This is a genomic window from Streptomyces sp. NPDC033221, assembly GCF_055577005.1.
Genome location: NZ_JBVIQN010000012.1, coordinates 70723 through 93770 on the forward strand (window position 1 = coordinate 70723; position 23048 = coordinate 93770).

The window sequence follows — 23048 nt, forward strand, 5'->3', positions numbered from 1 at the left end:
CGGCCGGGCCGTCCGCCACGCGTCAGCGCCGGGCGTACTCACGGAAGCCGCGGCCGGTCTTGCGGCCCAGGCAGCCCGCGGCGACGAGGTGTTCCAGCAGCGGCGCCGGCGCCAGGCCCGGGTCGCGGAACTCGGCGTGCAGCACCTTCTCGATGGCCAGGGATACGTCCAGGCCCACCACGTCCAGCAGTTCGAACGGGCCCATCGGGTAGCCGCCGCCCAGCTTCATCGCGGCGTCGATGTCGTCCGGGGTCGCGTAGTGCTCCTGGACCATCTTGACCGCGTTGTTCAAGTACGGGAACAGGAGCGCGTTGACGATGAACCCGGCCCGGTCCCCGCAGTCCACCGGGTGCTTGCGGACCCGGGCGCACACCGCGCGCACGGTCGCGTGCACATCGTCCGCGGTCAGGACCGTCCGCACGACCTCCACGAGCTTCATGGCCGGCGCCGGGTTGAAGAAGTGCATCCCGACGACGTCCTGCGGGCGCGTGGTGGCACGCGCGCAGGCCACCACGGGCAGCGAGGAGGTCGTCGTGGCCAGCACGGCGCCCGGCTTGCACACCTTGTCCAGCGTGGCGAACAGCTGCTGCTTGATCTCCAGATCCTCGGCGACCGCCTCCACCGCCAGGTCCACGTCGGCGAAGGCGTCCAGCGACCCGGCCGTGGTGACCGCGGCGAGGGCGGTGTCGCGCGCCTCGGCGGTCAGCCGCCCCTTGGTGACGGAGCGGTCCAGGGACTTGGCGATACGCGCCTTGGCCGCCTCGGCCTTCTCCAGGCTGCGGGCCGCCAGCACCACCCGGAAACCGGCCTTCGCGAAGACCTCGGCGATCCCGCTCGCCATCGTCCCGGAACCGGCCACCCCGACGCTGCGCACCGTGCGTCCGGAGGCCAGGTCATGGGTCTCGGCGGGCGTCTGCCCGTCCGGCACGGCCACCGCGCTGCCCGGCGCCTCGTACGTGTAGAAGCCGCGGCCCGCCTTGCGGCCGGTCAGCCCCGCCTCGGCGAGCTGGCCCAGGATCGGGGCGGGGGCGTGCAGCCGGTCGCGGGACGCGGCGTACATGGCCTCCAGGACCGTACGGGCGGTGTCCACGCCGATCAGGTCGAGCAGCGCCAGCGGGCCCATGGGCAGGCCGCAGCCCAGCTTCATGGCGGCGTCGATGTCCTCGCGGGTCGCGTACCGGGACTCGTACATCGCGGCGGCCTGGTTCAGGTAGCCGAACAGCAGCCCGTCGGCGACGAAGCCGGGCCGGTCGCCGACCGCGATCGGGACCTTGCCCAGCTCGCGGGCCAGCTCGGTGACGGCCGTGACGGCGGCCGGCGCGGTCAGCACCGAGGAGACCACCTCGACCAGCTTCATGGCCGGCGCCGGGTTGAAGAAGTGCAGGCCCAGGACGCGTTCGGGGCGTGCGGAGTCGGCGGCCAGCCGGGTCACGGACAGCGCGTTGGTGCCGGTGGCGAGGATGGTGTCGGGCCGGACGATGCCGTCCAGCGCGGTGAGCACCTGCCGCTTGAGCTCGTACTCCTCCGGCACGACCTCGATGACGAGATCCGCCTCGGCGGCGGCCTGCAGGTCGGCGAACGTACGGAAGCGGGCCAGCACGTCCTGCCGCTCGCGCTCGGTGACGCGCTCCCGGCGCACGGCCCGTGCGGTGGACGCGTCCAGCGTGGCGGCGGCGCGGCGGGCGGCGGCGGCGTCGATGTCGATGCCGATCACCTCGCGGCCCGCGCGGGTGAGTATCTCGGCTATGCCGGTGCCCATCGTGCCGAGGCCGACGACGGCCACGGTGGCGAGGGCCTGGGGCGCACCGGCAGGCGAAGAGCCGGTGGAGGAGGTGGAGACCTTGGGGACAGTGGAGACATCGGTTGAGAGGTCAGGGGTGGACTTACGGTCCATCGCGAGACTCCAGAGAGTGGATCCCGTGCGGCGGAGTCCCCGTGCGGCCGGGGGCCCGTGTGCGCAGGCGGGAAGTGACGACTGAGGAGGGGCCGGGCACATGCGAAAACAATCATGTACGGGGCGGGTGTTCCGGCGAAAGGCCCTGTCCCGGGGCCGCGCCGTGAGCGTCGTGCTGAAACGCCGAACCGACTGCATGCTGTGGCGGCTGCGTCACCAGGCCGCCCGGGCAGGGGTGCTGCCCGTACTCAGCAGATTAACTCGCCGGTAACCAGGAGCGCCAGGGGTGGCGCGGGGATTTAGGCTGTGGCCCGGGCCACGTCGGACGTATCGTGAGAAATCCGCCGGAGGGGAGTGGCAAATGGAAGACGCATTCCACGAGTTGACGGACCGGGTGCGTGCCGAACTCCGTTCCCCGCAGGATCTCGTCGCCTACGAGCGGCTCCTCGGGCTGGCACGCAAGAACACCCCGGCAGGGCGCGAGGAACTGGCCCAGGTGCTCACCGCCGTCGAACGCCCCCTGTGGGCACGCGAGATCGCGGCATTCATCCTGGGAACCGCGGGCGACCGCCGCGCCTTCGAAACCCTCGTCCTGCTCCTGAACTACCGCGACCCGGTGCGCTGCGCCACCGCCGCCCACGCCCTCGGCCGCCTCGGCGACCCACGCACCGCTCGCGCCGCCGCCGCACTCGCCACCAACCCGCTGCGCACGGCCTACGCCCTGCACCCGGTCCGCCTGCTCGCCGAACTGCGCGCCCCCGAATCCGTACCCGCCCTGATCGCCACCCTGGAACGCCTGCTCACCCCGCACACCCCGTACTGGCGGGTCGCACTCGCCTGCGTGGAGGGCCTGGGCGCCCTCGGCGACCGCCGCGCCGTCCCCGCCCTCACCAAGGCCCGCGACCACCCCCGCCTGGCCGCCGCCGCGGCCGCCTCCCTGGCCCGCCTGGGCGTCCAGGAGGGGCCGGGGGAGGGGGCGGGGGCATGAGAGGGGACGGGGAGCCCGGGGCCGGGATCAGCCGACGGTGATGTCGTGGGTATAGCGCTGCGACTCGGGTATGTTCGGTGTCCCGTATGGCCCGGGGACGGGCGGGCCGGGACTGCTTGCCCGAAGGGCGAGGCCGCCGCGGCCGCCGTGTCGGCGGAACCGGCCATGACGGAGGGGCGGCCCGTGGGCCGGGTGGTCGGAAACCTGCGCTTCAGGGGCGCGGGGGTCCGGAAGGGCCGTCCGCGCCGTCCGGGCCCGCCCCCGGTCGTCAGGAGACGGCGCCGGTAGCGCACCTCGGGTACGGCAACACCCGCGACCTCGTACGTCTCCTCGGCACCGTCGGCCCGGAAACCGGCCCGCTCGTAGAAGCGCCGGGCGCGCGTGTTGCCCTTGAGCACCCACAGGCTCTCAGTCCGTCCAGGTGCGCCTGCGGCATCAGCCCCGCGTAGGCGGCCTGCCAGCCGCGCACCCGGATGGCCGCCACCGCGTCGATGTCGTCCTGCGTCATGTCCCGTATTTGTAAGCGCTCCACCATGAGCGCGGCGCCAAGCGCTTGACGCTGCCACTGGCGACAGCGTGTCGGACCGCTGCGTATGAGGGCGGAAGGTGCGCGGGTGGCAGCCGTCGGGCGCTGTCCCGGGCCGCCGGCCGAAGCTGCTCCCGGGGCGGCCCGCCCGGTCTTCACAGCAGTGCCAGCTGGGTGTGCCCGGGTGGGGCCGCGGTTCCCGGGGCGGGGCCGGCCGCCGGTGCGGTGATGCGGCGGGACTCCCCGGCCCGGGCCGGGCCGATGCCGTGTTCGGTGGCCAGCTCGTGCACCTGGCGCGTGATCCGGCGCTGGTACCACTTGGGGGCGTACGCGCCGTCGGCGTACATCCGCTCGTAGCGGCGGACCAGCTGCGGGTGGTGCCGCGCCAGCCACGCCATGAACCACTCGCGGGCGCCGGGCCGCAGATGCAGGACGAGCGGGGTCACGGAGGTGGCGCCGGCGGCCGCGACGGCGCGGACGGTCGCGCGCAGTTGTTCGGGGGAGTCGCCGAGGAAGGGGACCACCGGGGCCATCAGCACTCCGGCCGGGATGCCGTGCCGCGCCAGGGTGCGGACCACGTCCAGGCGGCGTTCCGGTGCGGGGGTGCCGGGTTCGACGGTGCGCCACAGTTCGCGGTCGACGAAGCCGACCGAGACGGAGACGCCGACGTCCGTGACCGCGGCGGCCTGTCGCAGCAGGTCCAGGTCGCGCAGGATCAGGGTGCCCTTGGTGAGGAGGGAGAACGGGTTGGCGTGGTCGCGCAGGGCCGCGATGATGCCGGGCATGAGCCGGTAGCGGCCTTCGGCGCGCTGGTAGCAGTCGACGTTCGTGCCCATGGCTATGTGCTCGCCGCGCCAGCGCGGCGCGGCCAGTTCGCGCCGCAGGAGGTCGGGGGCGTTGACCTTGACCACGATCTGGGAGTCGAAGCCCAGTCCGGTGTCGAGGTCGAGGTAGCTGTGGGTCTTGCGGGCGAAGCAGTACACGCAGGCGTGCGAGCAGCCGCGGTACGGGTTCACCGTCCGGTCGAACGGCATCCGGGACGCGCCGGGCACCTGGTTGATGATCGACCGGGCGCGTACCTCGTGGAAGGTGATCCCGCGGAATTCGGGGGTGTCGACCGTACGGCTGACGACGTCCGTGCCGAAGAGCGCGGCGGACCGCTCGCCCAGATTCTCCCAGCGCATCGCGCTTCCTCCTGAGTCCCTCGGTCCCCCCGGGTGGTGTTTCTGTGGCTGCCTGTTCGGATAATAGAACAACTGTTCCCACCGTGTCTGTCAAACCGCCTTCCGGCGCGCCGCCGGGCCGGCGGCCGTGGTCCAGGCCGGGGCAGCCACGGAGCCGGGCCGCGCCTAAGGTGGTGCTCCTGCGGCACGGCGCGGCGCCGGTACGGCCCGCGGGGCCGCGGGAACAGCAGACGAGCACCGGAGGAAGAGACACATGGGCCAGGTCGAGGCCACCACGCAGCGCGAGATCGCGGCGGACCCGGAGGACGTGTTCGACGCGCTCGCGGACTACAGCGGTACGCGTCGGAAGCTGCTGCCCGAGCACTTCAGCGAGTACGAGGTGCGCGAGGGCGGCGACGGCAAGGGCACCCTCGTCCACTGGAAGCTCCAGGCCACCAGCAAGCGGGTGCGCGACTGCCTGCTGGAGGTCGACGAGCCGACCGACGGGCAGCTGGTGGAGAAGGACCGCAACTCCTCCATGGTGACGACCTGGGTGGTCACCCCGGCGGGCGAGGGCCGCGCCAACGTCGTCGTCACCACGACCTGGCAGGGCGCGGGCGGCATCGGCGGGTTCTTCGAGCGGACCTTCGCGCCCAAGGGGCTGGGCCGCATCTACGACGAGCTGCTCGCCAACCTCGCCAAGGAGACGGAGCAGAAGTAACCCGGTGGAACGGCGGTGCCGCGGCCCCGGGGAGGGGCGCGGCACGCTCACCGGTTCGGGTGGTTTCCGTCGGCCCGCCGCCCGTGCCGGAACGTACCGCCACCTCCGGGAAACGCCTGATGGGCGCCCGACGGGCGCCCGCGGCACCGCAGTTGGCCCCTCGCGCCGCCCCTCCACCGCCTCCCGCCGCGCTTGAACGCCGTCGTCGCCCGATGCGAGAAAGGGGCGGCGGCGCAGGCGTGACGAGGGGAGCATTACGTGGGCGGTACCACCCTGACCGAACAGGGGCGGTGGACGGCGGCACCGGACGTCCGTCCGGTCCGGGCGGACGATGGCGGGCCCCCGGGCCCCCGTGCGGCTCCGGCCCTCCTCCTCGGCCTGCTGACGGCCCTGCCGGCCGGGGCCCTCGGCGCGACGGCCGCCGTCACCGCGCTGCCGCGGATCGCCGACGACCTGCGCGGCCCGGACACGGTGTCCTGGGTGGTGACCGCGTACCTGTTCGCCGCCGCGGCCGCGCTGCCCCTGCACGGCAAACTCGGTGACGCCTTCGGCCGCAAGGCCGCCCTGGTCCTCGGCGCTCTCCTGTTCACCGCGGGCTCGGTGCTGGCCGGCCGGTCGCACTCCCTGGGCGAGCTGACCGCCTTCCGCGCCCTCCAGGGCGCCGGCGCCGGAGGGCTGCTGATCGGTGTCCAGGCGGTCGTCGCGGGCCTCGTGCCGCCGGGGTTGCGCAGCCGGGTCATGATGGCGGCGGGTGCCATCTGCGGACTCGCCTGCGCGGCCGGGCCGTTGTTCGGCGGCTACCTCACCGGCCACGCCTCCTGGCGCTGGTGCTTCTTCTCCGGTGTGCCGTTCGGCGTCCTGGCGCTGCTCGTGACCGCTTTCCTGCCGAGGCTGCCCAGGCCCGCCGTACGGACCCGACCGGACCCGGCGGGCGCCCTGTTGCTCGCCGTCTGCGCCACCTGCTGCGTGCTGCTCGTCAGTTGGGGCGGTACGGAGTACGCCTGGACCTCACGGGTCGTCATCGGGCTCGGGCTGGGCGCGCTCGGCACCGCCCTGATGTTCCTCGCCGTCGAGTACTTCGTCACCGTCCCACTGCTGCCGCTCCGCCGGTTCCGGGACACGGTGTTCGCCGTCCCGGGGCCGGTCGGCGTGGCCCTGGGCGTCGCCCTCTTCGGCGCCGCCGGGTATCTGCCGACCTTCCTGCCGGTGGCCGACGGCGCGTCACCGGCCCGGTCCGGCCTGCTGATGCTGCCGGCGACGGCCGGCCTCGCGCTCGGCGCGGTCCTCTGCGGCCACCTCGTCCACCGCACCGGCCGGCACCGCGTGTTCCCGGTCCTGGGCTGCGCGCTCGCGGGCGGGGCGGGGTGGCTGCTGTGCCGGGCGCCGCAGGACGCCGGGCAGCCCGTGCACAGCCTCGGGACGGGGGCGCTGGGCCTGGGCGTCGGCTGTGTGCTGCCGGTGCTCGTCCTGGCCGTACGCGACTCCGTGCGCCGCGCCGGGCCCGCCGGAGTCACCGGCACCCACACCACGCTCCGGCGGCTCGGCGGCTGTGTCGCCGCCGCCCTCTTCGTCACCTTCCTCGCCGACCGGCTCGCGGGACACCTCGTCCGCGGCGGGCCCGGGTCCGCCCGGCACGCCGCCGCGCCGGAAGCCCTCGTCCCGGGGCTCGTGGGCGTCATGCCCGCCGTACTGCGTGACAGTCAGGCCGCGGCCTACGCGCAGACCGTGCCGCGCGTCCTCCTCTACCTCCTGCCGGTGCTCCTCCTGGGCCTGCTGCTCGCCGTCTTCCTGAAAGAGAAACCCCTGGTGTCCCACGCCTCGCACTTCTCACCCGTCCCGGTCCCGCCGCCCACCGGGCAGTGGAACGCGGTGCCCGTCCCGCAGGCCCGTACCGAGGCGGCCGTGCCCGGCCCGCCGGAGCGGCCGGAACCGGACCGTACGCCGCCCGCGCAGGCCACCGACCCCGACCCGTTCGTGGCCGGTGTCCCGATGGGCGGCACGGTCCGGCACCGCGACGGCAGCGCGGTGCCGCGCGCCGCGCTCACACTCATCGGCACCGACGGCCGGCAGGTGGCGCGCGGCGCGACCGGCGAGGACGGCCGGTACGCGCTGAGCGCGCCGGGCGCCGGCGCGTACGTACTGATCGCCGCGGCCGGCGGGCACCGGCCGCAGGCGGTCGCGGTCACGGTCGGCGAGCGGCAGGTCGGCCTCGACCTGCTGCTCGGCGGCGCCGGACGGCTGGCGGGCGCGGTCACCACCGCCGACGGCACGCCGGTGCGCGACGCGGCGGTCACCCTCACGGACGTGCGCGGCGAGGTCGTCGCCACCGGCCGCAGCGGGCGCGAGGGCGGATACGTCCTGACGGAGCTGGTGGCCGGCGAGTACACGCTCGCCGTGAGTTCCCCCGCACATCGTCCCACCGCCCTGCCGGTCACCGTCGGGTCGGCCCGGGAGACCCGGCAGGACATCGAGCTGGCGGGCGGCGCGGTGCTGCGCGGCACCGTACGGTCCGGTGGCGGGCGCCCCGTCGAGGACGCCCGGGTCACGCTGCTGGACGCGGCCGGCAACGTGGTGGACTCCGCGACCACCGGCCCGGACGGGCTGTTCCGTTTCGTCGACCTGTCGGCGGGCGAGTACACCGTCGTCGCGGCGGGCTATCCGCCGGTGGCGACGGTCCTCCAGGTCACGGGCGGCGGCCGTACCGAGCGTGATCTGCAGCTCGGGTACGGGGACTGACCGTCCGCCCGTCCACTCGCCCGCCCGCCCGGCCGGTGCCGGTCCGTCGCGACCGGCACCGGCCTGCCCGGCCCGGGTACGCGGGCCGGAACACCGGACGCCCCGGATCAGGCGCGGCGCCACAGCGCCGGGACGGCCGGCGGCTCCCATCCGGCGCGCGCCGTGTGCGGCTGCAGGCACGCGTACGTGGCGCCGTCATAGGTCACCTGGTCACCCGCGCGGTAGTCGGTCCCGGCGGCCCACGTGCCGCTGGGCGGGTCGGTCGGCTTGCCGGTCGGCGTCGGGGTGGACCCGCCGCGCACCCGCAGGACGAAGTCGAACGACGCCTCCTTGGCCGGCCCGTTCTGCCGTACGTTCATCAGCAGCGCGGGGTTGAAGAGCGGGTCGGTGTTGTTGCGCGGCTCGCCGGGGAAGTAGAGCTGCGTGGTGAGGATCGGCTGGTTCGGGGCCTGCAGCTTCACGTGCAGGTGCCGGGTACGGCCCGGGTAGAGGCCCGGCACGATCGTGGTGAGCTTGAACGCGCCGCGCTGGTCGGTGAACTGGTGCCCGCGGAAACGGAAGCCCACGTTGTCGTACGCGCCGTTGGCGTCCGCCTGCCACCAGTCCAGCAGCACGTGGGACAGCGGCTGGCAGGTCAGCCCGAAGACGAAGCCGCTCACGGTGAGCCGGGTGCCCTGCGTGCCGGGCTGGATCAGCGAGTCGCGCAGCGGCGAGTTCGGCTTGAAGTACGGGCCTTCGATCTGCGGCGGGGTGGGGTCGTCGCCGTCGTCGCAGTACGGGGTGGGGATGAGCGGCCCTTCGGACGGCTTGGCGTCCCGGGCCAGGGCGGCACCGCCGAGCAGCAGCGGTAACGGCACGGCCGCGACGGCGGCCTTGAGCACGTTCTTACGGCTGATCCGTCTGCGCTGGCCACTGTCCTGCACGGGCTCCGTGCCGGCTGTGGGTTCGTCTTCCATCGCGTGCTCCTGTGGGCAGGGGGAAGGGCGGGCAGGCCCGGGCACGGGGGTGGCGGGAGCCGGGGCCGTCCTCGCCTCGGGGGCGGTCAGGGCGTCGCGATGCCACGGAGATCCGTCAGAAGCGCCCTGACGGCGACAGACGCTATTCGGGCCGCCGCGGCGCTGCGATGGACTCGGCACCGGGGTCATGGTGAATTCCTCCGGTGCCGCCCGCGGCACGGCGGAAGTCGCCGGGGCTCAGCCCCGTCTCCCGGCGGAAGAAGCGGCAGAAGTACGCCGGGTCGCCGAACCCCAACCGGCGGGCCACCTGGGCCACCGTCAGGCCGGAACCGGACAGCAGCCGCTTGGCCTCCACGGTCTGCGCGTGCCGGATCAGCCGGCCCGGGGTCCGGCCGGTGCCGCGCTTGACCAGTTCGGTCAGATGCCCTACGGAGACGCCCAGTTCATCGGCGTACGACCGCACGGGCCGGCCCGCCGAGCCCGGTTGCGCCAGCAGCCGGGTGAACTCCCGGGCCACCAGGGCGGACCGCCCCGACGCGAAGTCCGCGCGCCGGGACGCGTCGTCGCCGGCACCGTGCGCGCCGTCCGCCCCCGGGGCGCCCCGAGGGGCGGACATCCGCAGCGCGCGGGCGATCAGGATGTGCAGCTGCGCCTGGAGCACCGAGGTGAACGACGGGGCCCGCTCGCCGTACTCCCGCAGCATCTCGCCGACCAGACCGGCCAGCCGTGCCGCGTCCTCGGCACCCGGCCGCAGCCACGGACGCTCGCCCAGCTCCGTCAGCGCGTCCCGGTCGCCGGGGTGGGCCAGCAGGAAGTCGTCGGTGAACAGGATCACCCAGCCGCGCAGTCCGTGGACGCGGTCCCAGTAGTGCACCTGGCCCGGCGTGATGAAGCACAGGTGGGGCGGGCACAGCGGCCGGCGGTCCTCGTCGAGGACGTGGGTGCCGGTGCCGCCCGTCACGTACACGATCTCGTGGAAGGAGTGCCGGTGCGGGAACCCGGCACGGGAGAGGGGCCCGATGGTGTCGAACGAGCCGATGGCGAAGGGCAGCAGATGGGGCGCGGGCACGTCGAGGCGGTGCAGCGGTACGGGCCCTTCGGCCTGGGTGTTGGCGCCGCGCGGGGCGAAGACGTCCGGTGCGGGACCCGCCTGCCGCCCGGCCCGGGGGGCGGTGGTCCGGCGGGCTCGCGCGCTCACCTGTTCGGTCCGTCTGGGCACCTCCTCACCATACGGGCGGCCGCAAGGGCACGACCGGTACGGCCGGTTCCGGTCCGCGGCGGCCGGCCGCGCGCGGCCGGGGCGCGCGGTGCGGTGCGGGAAGGGGCGGCAGCGGCGCCCGGGACGACCGATCGGGTTGCGCCATGGTCGTTCGCGCGGGGCGCACCACCTATTCGGTGAATGCGGCCCGCGCTGTCACCGCAGGGTCGTACCGTGGTAGCGGTGGTGCAAGATCGGTGTACGAAGGAGCAACCGCCCATGGAGCGTGGCCCGTCGCACGGCGACGACAGGGTGGGCGCGGCGCCCCGGGTGCCGGCGGCGCGGAACACCGTGCCCGGGCGGATCCCGCTCGCCGTAGTGGTGGTGGACGGCAGCGGACTGGTCTCCCACTGGAGTACGGGCGCCCGCAAACTCTTCGGCCCCTCCCGCGAGGAAGCGGTGGGGACGCCCGCCGTCGATCTGATGCCGGTCTCCGGCGCGCTCGGCCCGGACGAGTGGCCGGAGCGGGACTGGGACGAGGAGCCGGCGGGCGGCCGGTGCGACGGGCCCGGCCTGGAGGCGTCGTTGGCCGGCCGGGCCGCGTACCCCACCGCGGGGCGCGCTCGGATGGCGGACGTGGAGCGCGGCCCGGTCGACCTCCTCTGGTGGGCGTATCCGCTGGTGGGCCCCGGCGCGGAGCGGCTGCTCGTCCTGGCGGCGGACGCCGGCCGACTGCACGGCCGCGACGGCGTGGACGGCGGGGACGCCGCGGAGCGCGAGCGTTTCGCCCCGGGTTTCGCGCTGCACACGGACTTCGAGGGGTCCGAGGTGCTGGCCGCCCAACTGCCCCAGATCCTGCCGAGCATGAGCCCCCAGGAGAGCGCCCGGATCGTCTCCCAGGTGCTGGAGCTGGGCTATCCGGTCCTGGAGATCAGCCAGCAGGAGCGCTTCCCGGTCACCCCGGACTGGGGCGTGCCGCGCCGGGTGGAGCGCCGGGCCCGGCTGCTGCGGGACACGAGCGGCGCACCGGACGCGCAGGCCGCCGCCGAGGCCGCGGCGGAGCTGGAGTCCGACCTCGAATACGCCGCGGTGCGCGAGCGGTTGGAGTTCCTGAACGAGGTCAGTGGCCGGATCGGGTCGTCCCTGGACCTCGCCCACACGATCCAGGAGGTCAGCGAGGCCGTCGTACCGCGCTTCACCGATGTCGCCGGCACGTACCTGCGCGAGCAGGTCATCGCGGGCGAGGGCTTCCCCGACGGCCCGCCGGACGCCACGACCATGTGGCACCGCGTCGCGGTGGAGCACAACGACGAGCCCGGCCGGTGGGACGATGTCGTGCCGGTCGGCGAGTCGATGCCCTTCCCGGTGCACACGCCGTTCTTCCAGTGCATGACCACCGGTGAGCCGGTGCTGATCCCGCGCATCAGCGAGGAGCTGGGCAACGCGATCGCCGCCCAGTTCGAGAAGCGTGACATCAGCCCGCTGATCAACCGGCGGTCGCTGCTGGTGGTGCCGCTCAAGGCGCGCAACGTGGTGCTGGGCTTCATGATCCTGCTGCGCCATCCGGAACGGATGGAGTTCAACGACATGGACCGGGTGACCGGCGCCGAACTGGCCGCCCGCGCCGGTCTCGTGCTGGACAACGCCCGCATGTACACGTACCAGGAGAACGTCGCCGAGACGCTCCAGGACAGCATGCTGCCGCACATCGCGCCGCGGATGGCCGGCTGTGACACGGCCACCCGCTACCTGCCGGGCACCCGCCTCGGCCGGGTCGGCGGCGACTGGTTCGACACCATCAAACTGCCCGGGTCGCGCACCGCCTTCGTCGTGGGCGACGTGATGGGCCACGGCCTGAACTCCGCCGCGATGATGGGCCAGCTGCGTACGGCGGTGCAGACCATGGCCGCCATCGACATGCACCCGGCCCAGCTGCTGCGCAGCCTGGACGACCTGGCGCAGCGGCTCGGTGACAACTACCTCGCCACCTGCCTGTACGCGGTCTACGACCCGATCGGCCAGCAGCTGGCGATCGCCAACGCCGGGCACATCCCGCCGGTCGTGGTGCGGGCCGTGGACGGCCGTAGCGAGCTGCTGGACCTGCCGACCGGCGCGCCCATCGGCGTCGGCGGTGTGCCGTTCGAGGCGGTCATGGTGCCCGTCGCGGCGGGCGACCGGCTGGTGCTGTGCACGGACGGCCTGGTCGAGGTGCGGGGCGAGGACATCGGGGTGGGCCTGGCGGCGCTCGCCGAGTCCGCCGCCCACCCGGCTGCGTCCATGGACGACGCCTGTGACGCCATCATCCGCGCGCTGAACGTGCGCGGCGGCCGCAAGGACGACGTGGCGCTGCTGATGGCACGGCTCAACGGCATCGCCCTGGAGGATGTCGCCGAATGGCGGCTGGCCATCGACGCGCGCGAGGCGGCCCGGGCCCGCCGGCTGGTCCGCGCGCAGCTCGCGAGCTGGGGTCTGCAGGCAGCTTCGGAGACCGCCGAGCTGCTGGTCAGCGAGGTCGTCACCAACGCCGTACGCCATGCGCACACCCAGCATGTGGTGCTGCGGCTGGTGCGCACGGACGCCCTGCTGTGCGAGGTGTCGGACGACGACCACGCCCTGCCGCAGATGCTGGGCGCGGCGGACGACGACGAGTTCGGGCGCGGGCTGCGGGTGGTCAGCAGACTCGCGCGGGAATGGGGTACGAGCCGGACGGCGACCGGCAAAACGGTGTGGTTCGAGCAGACCCTGCCCCGTACCGGAAGCACCTGGCCGCACAACGGGCGTACGCCGGGCTCGAACAGCGCATGAAAGAACGGTCAACAGTCTTGCGTGGTGCCCGCGTGCGGCAGTAGCAATTGGCCATGAGCGCTTCGAGCCACTATCTGCGGGCATGGGAAGGCTTCTGGCAGGACGCGCCGGCCGGTGCGGGCGAGGTCTTCTGGGACTCTGATCCGTCCCTGACCGCCGAGCTGCATCTGCCGCTCTTCGCGGACCACTTCGACGCGGCGCTGCCGGTCGTCGACCTGGGCTGCGGCAACGGCACCCAGACCCGTTTCCTGGCGGGACGCTATCCGCGCGCGGTCGGCGTGGACCTCTCGGCGGCGGCCGTCGCCCACGCCTGCGCGCAGGACCCGTCCGGGGTGGCCGAATACCGGTGCCTGGACGCCGCCGACCCGGTGGCGGTACGCGCCCTGCACGGCGAACTGGGCGACGCCAACGTGTATCTGCGCGGCGTCCTGCACCAGTGCGTCTCCGATGACCGGCCCCGGATCGTGGAGAACGCCGCGGCGCTGCTGGGCCGGCGCGGCCGGATCTTCGCCGTCGAACCGGCCGAGGCGTCCAGGGACGTCTTCGTCTCGCTGGCGCAGAGCCCCGAAGGCCCGCCCGGCAAGCTGCGGGCCGTCCTCGCGCACGGCATCGCACCCGGTGAGATGGCCGACTCGGTCGTCCCCGAACTGCTGGCCGCCTACGGTCTGCGGGTGCTGGCCACCGGCCGGCTGCCGCTGATGACGACCGAGTACCGCGCGGACGGCTCCCGGATCGAGATCCCCACGAACTGGCTGGTGGCCGGGGCGGCGGACTGACCGCGCGGAAACGATTCGCGGCGCTCGGTGAGCCCGGTGCGCCGGTGAGCCCGTGCCCGGAGGGCCGGCTGGCACCCGAGCATCGGCTTCCGGTACCGCGGCGCTTCCCCCGTACGGCGGAGGCGGCCCGGCCTGAAGTGCGATGCGGGACCTGAGCGGCGGGGGGCACGGTGGTGTCCGGCCGGGAGATCCGGCCACCGGTGGGGCTCCTTCCACCGGGTGACGTTCCCGGGAGGAACCATGCCGCGTGTCCGCCGCCCCTTCATCGCCGCCGTCGCGGCCCTCGCCGTCTGCGCCGGTCCTGCGCCGGCGCTCGGCGCGGTGGCGCCCGACGAGGCCGCCGCGGTGTCGCACAGGGCCGCAGCGGCTCCGGCCGGGACCGGGGCAGCCACGGCCGCCTCCCACACCGCCCGCCACACCGCCGATGGGCCGTCCCTCACCGGTGCGGGCAAGCTCCGGCGGCAGCCGGGTGACAACGCCTACCTCAGATTCGACGCGCACGGCTTCGCCGACAAGGCGAGCGGCATGTTCTTCGTCAGCCACCACGACGACAAGCAGTGGGGCGGATACTTCAAGGGCCGTATCGACTGCCTGCTGACCGGCGGCCCGGTCGCGGTGGCCACCGGCGTCGTCACCGAGTCGCACTTCACCGACGCGCCCGGCCGCCCCCATGTGGGCGATCTCAAGGGCAAGCGCTTCGGCTTCACCGTGCTGGACGACGGCAAGAAGGACCGCATCGGCTACAGCTGGGCCATGGACGGCATACCGCGGAACAGCGTCGGCAAGTGCCAGAGCAGCGCCCCCTTCGAAACCCTGGCGAAGGGCGATTTCCAGGTCCGGCACTGGCTGCCGCCGGTCCAGGGCGCCCGCGGATGAGCCCCGGGCCGGGTGCCGGGCCGGTACGGGGGTCCGGCCCGCACCCGGCCCGGCCGTACGGACGCACTTGTGCCGAGGCCGGGGGGCCGGCGGCCGCTGCTGGTTATGGTGGGAATCCTGCCCGGTGGCGCGCGCGGCGGCGCGGTCCGCCGGGCCGGTGCCGGAGCGGTCCGCTTCCTAGGTGTGACGGGACGGGTGCATGGTGAAAATCCTCATTTCCGCCGACATGGAAGGCGTCACCGGAGTGACGTGGCCGGACGACGTCCTGCCGGGCCACGCCCAGTGGCAGCGGTTCCGGCCGGTGTTCACCGGCGACGTCAACGCGGCGATCGCCGGGTTCTTCGACGGCGGCGCGGACGAGGTGCTGGTCAACGAGGCCCACTGGTCCATGCGCAATCTGCTGCTGGAGCAGCTCGACGAGCGCGCGCAGCTGCTCACCGGCAAGCACAAGGCGCTGAGCATGGTCGAGGGCGTCCAGTACGGCGACGTGGACGGCGTCGCCTTCGTCGGCTATCACGCGGGCGCCGGCACGGAAGGCGTGCTGGCCCACACCTATCTCGCCAACTCCCTGACCGGCGTGTGGGTGAACGGCACGCGGGCCAGCGAGGGGTATCTCAACTCCCTGGTGGTGGCCGAATACGGTGTGCCCGTGGTGCTGGTGACCGGCGACGACCGGACCTGCGAGGACGCCGTCGGGTATGCGCCCGGCGCGCGCGCCGTGGCCGTCAAGGACTATGTCTCGCGGTACGCGGCCGTGTGCCGGCCGCCGGCCCGTACGGCGGCGGACATCAGGGCCGCCGCCCGCGAGGCGGCGGCCCTCGCGGTGCGCACCGAGCCGGTCCGCGGCGGCCCGTTCACCGTCGAGATCGAGTACGACGCCGAGCACCTGGTGGGCACGGCGACCTGCGTACCCGGGGTCGAGCGCACCGGGGAGCGGCGCACCGCGTACACCAGCGAGACCATGTACGAAGCGATCCGCTGCTTCAAGACGGTCACCGCCGTCGTGTCGTCGGCGGTGGAGGAGCAATATGGCTGACAGCGCCGACGACACGGCGGACCGCCCCGGCGACATGGTGGACGGACAGGCCCTCGACGAGGTCGTGCGGTTCACCTCCGACCTGATCCGTATCGACACCACCAACCGCGGCGGCGGCGACTGCCGGGAGCGCCCCGCCGCCGAGTACGTGGCGGAACGGCTCGCCGAGGCCGGGCTGGAGCCGGTGCTGCTGGAGCGCACACCGGGCCGTACGAACGTGGTCGCGCGGGTCGAGGGCACCGACCCCGGCGCGGCGGCCCTGCTGGTGCACGGCCACCTGGACGTGGTGCCCGCCGAGCCTGTCGACTGGAGCCGGCACCCGTTCTCCGGCGAGGTCGAGGACGGCGTCGTGTGGGGCCGGGGCGCCGTGGACATGAAGAACATGGACGCGATGGTGCTCGCGGTCGTCCGGCAGTGGGCGCGCACCGGCGTCCGGCCGCGGCGCGACCTGGTGCTGGCGTTCACCGCCGACGAGGAGGCCAGCGCCATCGACGGCTCGGGCTTCCTCGCCGACCACCACCCCGGCCTGTTCGAGGGCTGTACGGAGGGCGTCAGCGAGTCCGGGGCCTTCACCTTCCACGCGGGCGGCGGGATGCGGCTGTATCCGGTCGCGGCGGGGGAGCGGGGTACGGCCTGGCTGAAACTGACCGCCGAGGGCAAGGCCGGGCACGGCTCCAAGGTCAACCGCGCCAATGCGGTCAGCCGGCTCGCGGCGGCCGTGGCCCGCATCGGCGAGCACCGCTGGCCGGTACGCCTGACCGACACCGTGCGCGCGGCGCTCACCGAACTGGCCGCCCTGCACGGCATCGAGGCCCGCCTGGACGCCCCCGACTTCGACGTGGACACGCTGCTCAGCAAGCTCGGCCCGTCGGCCGCGCTGGTCGAGCCGACGGTCCGCAACAGCGCCAACCCGACGATGCTGGAGGCCGGCTACAAGGTCAACGTCATCCCGGGCAACGCCGTCGGGTACGTGGACGGCCGGGTGGTGCCCGGCGGCGAGGCGGAGTTCCGCACCACCATGGACCGGCTCACCGGGCCCGAGGTGTCCTGGGCGTACGACCACGGCGAGGTGGCCCTCCAGGCACCGGTGGACTCGCCGACGTACGCCGCGATGCGGGCCGCCATCGAGCGCTTCGACCCGGCCGGGCACGTCGTGCCGTACTGCATGTCGGGCGGTACGGACGCCAAGCAGTTCTCCCGGCTGGGCATCGCCGGGTACGGCTTCTCGCCGCTCAAACTGCCCGAAGGTTTCGATTACCAGGCGCTGTTCCACGGGGTCGACGAGCGTGTCCCGGTGGAGGCGCTGCACTTCGGCGTGCGGGTCCTGGACCACTTCCTGCGGGCGACGACGGGGCCGCCGCGGTCCGGATGAGCGCCTGAAGGAACGTTGGAGCCGCCGGACCCGGCCCCGGGACAGGGCCGCCGCGCTGCCCGTCCGATCCCGCCCTGACCGGTCGTTATCGGCCAGGACCGGACCCTCGTGGAAAAACGTACGGGTTGATGCCCGGACCGGCGTACGAGAGGCTTGGCGGCTCCAACGTCTGAGGAGGAACGCCGCCATGGTGACCACGGCCCCCTACGGAGCCTGGCCGTCCCCGATCGACGCCCGGCTGGTCGCCGAGCACGACGGCCGCCCCGAATTCGTCGGCGTGGTGGGGGACGAGGTGTGGTGGACGGAAGCCCGCCCGGCGGAGGGCGGGCGGCGCGCACTCGTACGCAGGGGGCCCGACGGCACGGAACGGACCCTGCTGCCGGCGCCCTGGAACGTCCGCAGCCGCGTCATGGAATACGGCGGCCAGCCCTGGGCCGGCGCGGTGGACGCGGACGGCCACTCCACCGCGGTGTTCTGCGACTTCGCCGACCAGCGGCTGTACGCGTACGCACCGGACGGCGATGCCGACCCCCGCCCGCTCACCCCGGTCTCGGCCGTCGGCGGCGGGCTGCGCTGGGCCGACCCCGTCCTGCGCCTCGACCGCGGCGAGGTGTGGTGCGTCCTGGAAGAGTTCACCGGTCCCCGGCCGACCGACGTGCGCCGGGTGATCGCCGCGGTGCCGCTGGACGGCTCGGCCGCCGACGACCGCACGGCCGTACGCGAACTGACCGACGACCGGCACCGCTTCGTCACCGGCCCGCGGATCTCCCCGGACGGGCGGCGGGCCGCGTGGATCGCCTGGGACCACCCGCGGATGCCGTGGGACGGCACGGTCGTGCTGCTCGCCGACATCACCGACGACGGAGCGTTCACCGGCGTACGGACGTTCGCCGGCGGCACCGAGGAGTCCGTACCGCAGATCGAGTGGGACGCGGACGGCACGCTGCTCTACGTCTCCGACGCCGACGGCTGGTGGGAACTGCGCCGCGCCGACCCGGACGCGGCCGGGGCCCCGGGCAGCCGCCTGTGCCGGCCCCGGCAGGAGGAGTTCGGCGGCCCGCTGTGGCAGCTCGGGGTGCGCTGGTTCCTGCCGCTGGACGGCGGGATGATCGCGGTGGTGCACGGCCGCGGCGCCATGACGCTCGGCATCCTCGACCCGGTCAGCGGCGAACTGGTGGACGCCGCGGGGCCGTGGACGGAATGGAGATCCACGCTGGCCGTGCACGGCAGCCGGGTGGTCGGCGTTGCCGCCAGCCCGCGCAGCGCGCACGAGATCGTGGAACTGGACACCTGTACGGGCCGGGCCCGGGTGATCGCGGCCCGGCACACCGACGCGGTGGACCCTGTGTACTACCCCGAGCCGCAGATCCGTACCTTCACCGGCCCCGACGGCCGCGACATCCACGCCCACATCTACCCGCCGCACAGCCCCGGCCACCGCGCCCCCGACGGTGAACTGCCGCCCTACGTCGTCTGGGCACACGGCGGCCCCACCGGCCGCACCCCGCTCGTACTGGACCTGGAGATCGCCTACTTCACCTCCCGCGGCATCGGTGTCGCCGAGGTCAACTACGGCGGCTCCACGGGCTACGGACGCGCCTACCGCGAGCGGCTGCGCGAGCAGTGGGGCGTGGTGGACGTCGAGGACTGTGCCGCCGTCGCCCAGGCGCTGGCCGACGAGGGCACCGCCGACCGGCACCGGCTGGCGGTCCGCGGCGGCAGCGCGGGCGGCTGGACCGCCGCGGCCTCGCTCGTGACGACCGGTGTGTACGCCTGCGCGTCGATCAGCTACCCGGTCCTCGACCTGCTGGGCTGGGTCGAGGACGGTACCCACGACTTCGAGTCGCGGTACCTGGAGAGCCTGATCGGCCCGTACGCCGAGGTGCCGGACCGCTACCGCGACCGCTCCCCGCTGCGGCACGCCGACCGGATCACCGCACCCTTCCTGCTCCTCCAGGGCCTCGACGACGCCGTCTGCCCGCCCGATCAGTGCGAGCCCTTCCTCGCGGAGGCCGGCCGGCACGGCATCGCCCATGCGTATCTGGCCTTCGAGGGCGAGGGGCACGGCTTCCGCCGCGCGGACACCATCGTCCGTGCCGTGGAGGCGGAACTGTCACTGTATGTCCAGGTGTTCGGTATAGACCGTACGGATGTTCCCGTTCTCGAACTGACGAAGTGACGGCCGGTCACGCCCGCCACGGCCGCTGAGGAGCTCTTCGCGGCACGGCGGTAACCACCCGGACGAGCGACCCGGCCCCGTGAGGCGGCTCAGGTGCCGGTCTCGTACGGGTGGTCCGCCGGAGCCCCGCCCAGGTGTTCGTGCAGCCCATCGGGTGGTGCGGGCGGAGCCTTTCGGATGGACCCGGCGTGGCCGGGAGACAATCCCGGTGTGAGCGTTGACACCTCTGTTAGAGCCTGTGTCACGACATGAGCCGGCCGTTACCGACCGCTTGGTGCGGCATGCCTTTGTGGAGGTCTGCGTGCCCAGCGTGTCCCAAGCCCTGCCCGGTGCCGCGGCCCGGCCCGTCCGGCGCGTGGCGCGTACGCGCCACGTCCGGCTGCCGGTCTCTGCGTCGGTGTGCCTGGCGGCGTGCGCGGCGCTCATCGGGCCGGTGACCGCCGCCGGGGCGGCCGGGGCGGCGGGGCCCCGGCATCCCGGGTACGCCGTCACCGCACTGAAGCTCCCGGTACGGGCCGGCGGCCGGGACTGCACGCTGGACGCCGACCTGTACCGCCCCAAGGGCGTGGACGCCGCGCACCCCGCGCCCGCCGTGCTGACCACCAACGGCTTCGGCGGCAGCAAGTCGGACGGCTCCACCGACGCCATCGCCCGCGCCTTCGCCGCCCGCGGCTACGTCGCCCTGGCCTACTCCGGCCTCGGCTTCGGCCGCACCGGCTGTCCGATCTCCCTCGACGACCCGAACATCGACGGACGGGCGGCGAGCCAGATCCTGGACTTCCTCGCCGGCACGCGGGCGGCACGGGACGGGACGCGGGTCGACTTCGTCACCAGGGACGCCCCGCAGGACCCGCGGGTGGGCATGTTCGGCGGCTCGTACGGTGGCGCGATCCAGCTGGCCACCGCCTCCGTCGACGAGCGGCTGGACGCGCTGGTCCCGCTCATCACCTGGCACGACCTCGGGTATTCCCTTGCCCCCAACAACGCCGACCGCACCTCCGGAGTGGCGGGCCCGGGGCCGGGCGCGTACAAGTACCAGTGGACCAACGGCTTCTACCTCATCGGGGAGGCCCAGGGCCTGCTCCGGCCGCGCCTGGACCGGTCGCGGGCCGGTGGCGAGGGCTGTGTGCACTTCGTCGCGCGGGCGTGCGCGACCAAGAAACGCCTGAACTCCGGCCGCTACCCGGCCGCCCCCACGGACGCCGTCCTCGGCTACGCGCGCAGCGTTTCCCCGGCCTCCTACCTCGCCACCGTCCGCACGCCGACCCTGCTCGTCCAGGGGCAGGCGGACACCCTGTTCAACCTCAACGAGGCCGCCGCGACGTTCGAGACCCTGCGGGCCCAGGGCACCGACACCGCGATGATCTGGCAGTCCTGGGGTCACAGCGGCGGTATGACCGACCCGGCGGACGGCGAACTCGACCTGGCGAAAGGGAACTTCGAGAGCAGTTACGTCGGACGGCGCGTCCTCGCGTGGTTCGGCCGCTACCTCCGCCACGCGTGGGACACCGACACCGGCCCGGCCTTCGCGTACTACCGGGACTGGGTACACACCGGACCCGCGTACGGCACCTCGGAATTCTTCCCCGGCGGCCTCCCGCACCGGCTGTACCTGTCCGGTGACGGCCGACTCGTGGCCGGCCGATCCGCCGTCGTCCCCGGCAGCCGCTCGTACCGCAACCGGCGGCTCTCCTCCAGTCATTCGGAGAGCTCGCTTGCCGAACTGCTGAAGCTGCCGGACCGCACGCCGTACGACACCCCGGGCACCTACCTGGACTGGACCTCCGACCCGGTACGGGGAGAGCCCGTGGACGTGGTCGGGGCGCCCCGGGCCACCCTCCGGGTCCGTTCCCCGGAGGCCGAGCGGGTGCAGCGCTCCGGTGACGCGGCCGACCGGCTCGTGCTGTTCGTCAAGCTCTACGACATCGCGCCGAACGGCGGCCGCACCCTCGTCCACCGCCAGGTGGCGCCGGTCCGGGTACCCGACGTGACCAGGGAGTTCACCGTCGACCTGCCCGCCATCGTGCACCGCTTCGAACGGGGGCACCGGCTGCGGTTCGTGATGGCCGCCAGTGACACCGCGTACTTCGGCAACCGCGGGGTCAAGCCGGTGACGGTGGACAGCTCCCGCGAGCACACCGGCACGCTCGAACTGCCGGTGGTGTCCGAGCAGCCGGCCGGGCCGTCCGGGACGGCCGAGCCGGACAGGGCGGGCGAACCGGACGGAGCGGCCGAGCCGGACGGTTAGCGGAGGGGCACGGTACCCCGGGCCCGGCGGAACCGGAGCGCCGCCGGGCCCGGCCGGTCAGTCCTCGTGGACCGTGATGGCCTGGACCGGGCAGGCGCGGGCGGCTTCCCGTACCAGCGGGTCGCCCCCGCCGTCCGCGCGGCCCGGCAGCAGGGCGCTCAACCCGTCGTCGTCCTGGGTGAACACTCCCGGTGCGGTCAGCGCGCACTGACCGGAGCCGATGCACACGGACGTATCGATGTTGATCTTCATGGTGGATCTCTTCCGTTCGTCGGCGGATGCGCGGGACACGGCGGGCCGCCCGCTCACCAGGTGACGGGCAGTTCGACCAGACCCTGGAGAGTGTGGCCGGGTTTGACGGGGACCTCGGCGGCGGGCACCGCCAGCCGCAGGCCGGGGAAGCGGCCGAGGAGCGCACCAAAGGCGATCTCCATCTCCGCGCGGGCCAGGTTCTGGCCGAGGCACTGGTGGACGCCGAAACCGAAGGCGACGTGGTGCCGGGCGGAGCGCTCCCAGTCCAGGGTGTCCGGTGAGGCGTAGGCCGCGCCGTCCCGGTTGACGACCGAGGTGGAGAAGATGACCCCGTCGTCCGCCCGGATCGTCTCGCCGCCGACCTCGATGTCCTCGGTCGCCACCCGCACCATGCCGTCGGCGATCGACAGGAACCGCAGCAGTTCCTCCACCGCGTCCGGGATCAGCGACGCGTCGGCGCGCAGCGCGGCGCACTGCTCCGGGTGTTCCAGCAGCGTGAAGGTGCCCAGCGACAGCATGTTGGAGGTGGTCTCGTGGCCGGCCACCAGCAGGAGCATGGCCATCCGCACCAGCTCCCGGCGGTCCATCTCGCCGGTGTCCAGCCGCTCGGCGATCAGCTCGTCCAGCAGGCCGTCGCCCGGCTTCTCCTGCTTACGGGCCACCAGCTCGCTGAAGTAGTCCTCCAGCCGGTCGCGGGCCACGGTGACTTCCTGCGGGTCGGTGCTCTGCAGGACGGTGCGGGACAGGTCTTCGAAGAGCTCGTGGTCCGCGTACGGGACGCCGAGGAGGGAGCAGATCACCATGGACGGCACGGGCAGCGCGAAGGCGGACACCAGCTCGGCGGGCGGGCCCTGCCGTTCCATGGCGTCCAGCAGCCGGTCCACGGTCTCCTGGATACGGGGGCGCAGCGCGGCGATGCGCTTGAGGCCGAAGCTCGGTATCAGCATCCGGCGCTGGGTGTTGTGTTCGGGGTCGTCGACCCCCAGCAGCGGGATCCGCACATGGCGCAGCGTCTCGAAGCGCGGGGCGGGGGAGGGGAACGCCGGGTTCTGCCGGTCGGCGGACAGCCGCGGGTCGGTGAGCAGCGCCCGGGCCTCGGCGTGGCCGGTCACCACCCAGGAGGTGCGGCCGTTGTAGAGCGTTACGCGGGACAGCGGGCGGGTGTCGCGTAAGGGCTGGTAGCCGATGGGCGGGTCGTAGGGACAGGTGCGGTCCTGCGGGAAGGGCAGAGCCTCGGTCATGGGACCTCCTGGAGGAAGGCTGCGTGGGCGGTGGGGTCGATGGGCTCCTGCGGCAAGGCTGGCGGACGGCGGGTCGGGAGG

General features: G+C 73.7%; 16 protein-coding genes and 1 pseudogene. 10 read left to right on the plus strand and 7 right to left on the minus strand.

Features of this window, described 5'->3' with window-relative positions; genetic code table 11:
* Window positions 1-22: 22 nt before the first annotated feature.
* Entirely contained in the window at window positions 23-1894 is a 1872-nt protein-coding gene (locus tag ACZ53K_RS18020; protein ID WP_468837148.1) for a 3-hydroxyacyl-CoA dehydrogenase family protein, read from the minus strand.
* A gap of 361 nt (window positions 1895-2255) precedes the next feature.
* Here ACZ53K_RS18020 and ACZ53K_RS18025 point away from each other — a divergent pair, with 361 nt between their 5' ends.
* Window positions 2256-2882, plus strand: coding sequence for a HEAT repeat domain-containing protein (locus tag ACZ53K_RS18025; protein WP_468837151.1), 627 nt, complete (start codon window positions 2256-2258; stop codon window positions 2880-2882).
* Window positions 2883-3154: 272 nt separating this feature from the next.
* On the opposite strand, the pseudogene ACZ53K_RS18030 reads toward ACZ53K_RS18025, so the two are convergent.
* Together ACZ53K_RS18030 and ACZ53K_RS18035 are read right to left on the minus strand one after the other, a co-directional pair.
* Window positions 3155-3390 (minus strand): annotated as a pseudogene (locus ACZ53K_RS18030) (N-acetyltransferase); the annotation flags it as partial.
* Between the two features lie 173 nt (window positions 3391-3563).
* Complete coding sequence (locus tag ACZ53K_RS18035) at window positions 3564-4592, minus strand: Rv2578c family radical SAM protein (RefSeq protein WP_468837154.1); 1029 nt, start codon at window positions 4590-4592, stop codon at window positions 3564-3566.
* A gap of 253 nt (window positions 4593-4845) precedes the next feature.
* On the opposite strand from ACZ53K_RS18035, the gene ACZ53K_RS18040 reads away from it, so the two are divergent.
* Window positions 4846-5292 carry an SRPBCC family protein gene (locus ACZ53K_RS18040; RefSeq protein WP_468837156.1) on the plus strand — a complete coding sequence of 149 codons (447 nt, stop codon included), beginning with the start codon at window positions 4846-4848 and terminating at the stop codon, window positions 5290-5292.
* A 258-nt stretch (window positions 5293-5550) separates the two neighbouring features.
* Window positions 5551-8028 carry an MFS transporter gene (locus ACZ53K_RS18045; protein WP_468837158.1) on the plus strand — a complete coding sequence of 826 codons (2478 nt, stop codon included), beginning with the start codon at window positions 5551-5553 and terminating at the stop codon, window positions 8026-8028.
* Between the two features lie 107 nt (window positions 8029-8135).
* Here the strand turns inward: ACZ53K_RS18045 and ACZ53K_RS18050 are convergent, their stop codons facing one another.
* Entirely contained in the window at window positions 8136-8984 is an 849-nt protein-coding gene (locus ACZ53K_RS18050) for a dioxygenase family protein (protein WP_468837161.1), read from the minus strand.
* A gap of 142 nt (window positions 8985-9126) precedes the next feature.
* The gene (locus tag ACZ53K_RS18055) at window positions 9127-10068 is read right to left on the minus strand and encodes a helix-turn-helix domain-containing protein (protein ID WP_468837497.1); all 942 of its coding nucleotides are present in this window, start codon (window positions 10066-10068) and stop codon (window positions 9127-9129) included.
* Between the two features lie 393 nt (window positions 10069-10461).
* Here ACZ53K_RS18055 and ACZ53K_RS18060 point away from each other — a divergent pair, with 393 nt between their 5' ends.
* The 7 genes from ACZ53K_RS18060 to ACZ53K_RS18090 all read left to right on the plus strand — a co-directional run bounded on the left by ACZ53K_RS18060 (window position 10462) and on the right by ACZ53K_RS18090 (window position 21474).
* The gene (locus tag ACZ53K_RS18060; RefSeq protein WP_468837164.1) at window positions 10462-12987 is read left to right on the plus strand and encodes a SpoIIE family protein phosphatase; all 2526 of its coding nucleotides are present in this window, start codon (window positions 10462-10464) and stop codon (window positions 12985-12987) included.
* Window positions 12988-13040: 53 nt separating this feature from the next.
* A complete protein-coding gene (locus ACZ53K_RS18065; protein ID WP_468837166.1) occupies window positions 13041-13763 on the plus strand; it encodes a methyltransferase domain-containing protein in 723 nt (240 codons plus the stop codon).
* 240 nt (window positions 13764-14003) lie between these two features.
* The gene (locus ACZ53K_RS18070; RefSeq protein ID WP_468837169.1) at window positions 14004-14639 is read left to right on the plus strand and encodes a hypothetical protein; all 636 of its coding nucleotides are present in this window, start codon (window positions 14004-14006) and stop codon (window positions 14637-14639) included.
* Between the two features lie 202 nt (window positions 14640-14841).
* Entirely contained in the window at window positions 14842-15675 is an 834-nt protein-coding gene (locus ACZ53K_RS18075) for a M55 family metallopeptidase (protein ID WP_468837499.1), read from the plus strand.
* Complete coding sequence (locus ACZ53K_RS18080) at window positions 15668-17047, plus strand: M20/M25/M40 family metallo-hydrolase (RefSeq protein ID WP_468837172.1); 1380 nt, start codon at window positions 15668-15670, stop codon at window positions 17045-17047. Before ACZ53K_RS18075 ends, ACZ53K_RS18080 begins: the two co-directional genes overlap by 8 nt.
* A gap of 187 nt (window positions 17048-17234) precedes the next feature.
* On the plus strand, window positions 17235-19226 hold the full coding sequence (locus ACZ53K_RS18085; RefSeq protein ID WP_468837174.1) for a S9 family peptidase: 1992 nt from the start codon (window positions 17235-17237) through the stop codon (window positions 19224-19226).
* A gap of 301 nt (window positions 19227-19527) precedes the next feature.
* Window positions 19528-21474 (plus strand): CocE/NonD family hydrolase, encoded by a 1947-nt coding sequence (locus tag ACZ53K_RS18090; RefSeq protein ID WP_468837176.1) that lies wholly within the window; start codon window positions 19528-19530, stop codon window positions 21472-21474.
* A gap of 57 nt (window positions 21475-21531) precedes the next feature.
* Here ACZ53K_RS18090 and ACZ53K_RS18095 read toward each other — a convergent pair whose 3' ends face one another.
* Both ACZ53K_RS18095 and ACZ53K_RS18100 read right to left on the minus strand, forming a co-directional pair.
* Entirely contained in the window at window positions 21532-21726 is a 195-nt protein-coding gene (locus tag ACZ53K_RS18095; RefSeq protein ID WP_468837179.1) for a ferredoxin, read from the minus strand.
* A gap of 53 nt (window positions 21727-21779) precedes the next feature.
* On the minus strand, window positions 21780-22967 hold the full coding sequence (locus tag ACZ53K_RS18100) for a cytochrome P450 (RefSeq protein ID WP_468837181.1): 1188 nt from the start codon (window positions 22965-22967) through the stop codon (window positions 21780-21782).
* Between the last annotated feature and the right edge of the window lie 81 nt (window positions 22968-23048).

Excerpts from the sequence above, each read along its gene's own strand:
- ACZ53K_RS18050 (WP_468837161.1), bottom strand. The coding sequence starts at position 8,984 with ATGGAAGACGAACCCACAGCCGGCACGGAGCCCGTGCAGGACAGTGGC.
- ACZ53K_RS18095 (WP_468837179.1), bottom strand. The coding sequence starts at position 21,726 with ATGAAGATCAACATCGATACGTCCGTGTGCATCGGCTCCGGTCAGTGC.
- ACZ53K_RS18100 (WP_468837181.1), bottom strand. The coding sequence starts at position 22,967 with ATGACCGAGGCTCTGCCCTTCCCGCAGGACCGCACCTGTCCCTACGAC.
- ACZ53K_RS18040 (WP_468837156.1), top strand. The coding sequence starts at position 4,846 with ATGGGCCAGGTCGAGGCCACCACGCAGCGCGAGATCGCGGCGGACCCG.
- ACZ53K_RS18070 (WP_468837169.1), top strand. The coding sequence starts at position 14,004 with ATGCCGCGTGTCCGCCGCCCCTTCATCGCCGCCGTCGCGGCCCTCGCC.
- ACZ53K_RS18080 (WP_468837172.1), top strand. The coding sequence starts at position 15,668 with ATGGCTGACAGCGCCGACGACACGGCGGACCGCCCCGGCGACATGGTG.
- ACZ53K_RS18085 (WP_468837174.1), top strand. The coding sequence starts at position 17,235 with ATGGTGACCACGGCCCCCTACGGAGCCTGGCCGTCCCCGATCGACGCC.
- ACZ53K_RS18035 (WP_468837154.1), bottom strand. The coding sequence starts at position 4,592 with ATGCGCTGGGAGAATCTGGGCGAGCGGTCCGCCGCGCTCTTCGGCACG.
- ACZ53K_RS18020 (WP_468837148.1), bottom strand. The coding sequence starts at position 1,894 with ATGGACCGTAAGTCCACCCCTGACCTCTCAACCGATGTCTCCACTGTC.
- ACZ53K_RS18065 (WP_468837166.1), top strand. The coding sequence starts at position 13,041 with ATGAGCGCTTCGAGCCACTATCTGCGGGCATGGGAAGGCTTCTGGCAG.
- ACZ53K_RS18060 (WP_468837164.1), top strand. The coding sequence starts at position 10,462 with ATGGAGCGTGGCCCGTCGCACGGCGACGACAGGGTGGGCGCGGCGCCC.
- ACZ53K_RS18025 (WP_468837151.1), top strand. The coding sequence starts at position 2,256 with ATGGAAGACGCATTCCACGAGTTGACGGACCGGGTGCGTGCCGAACTC.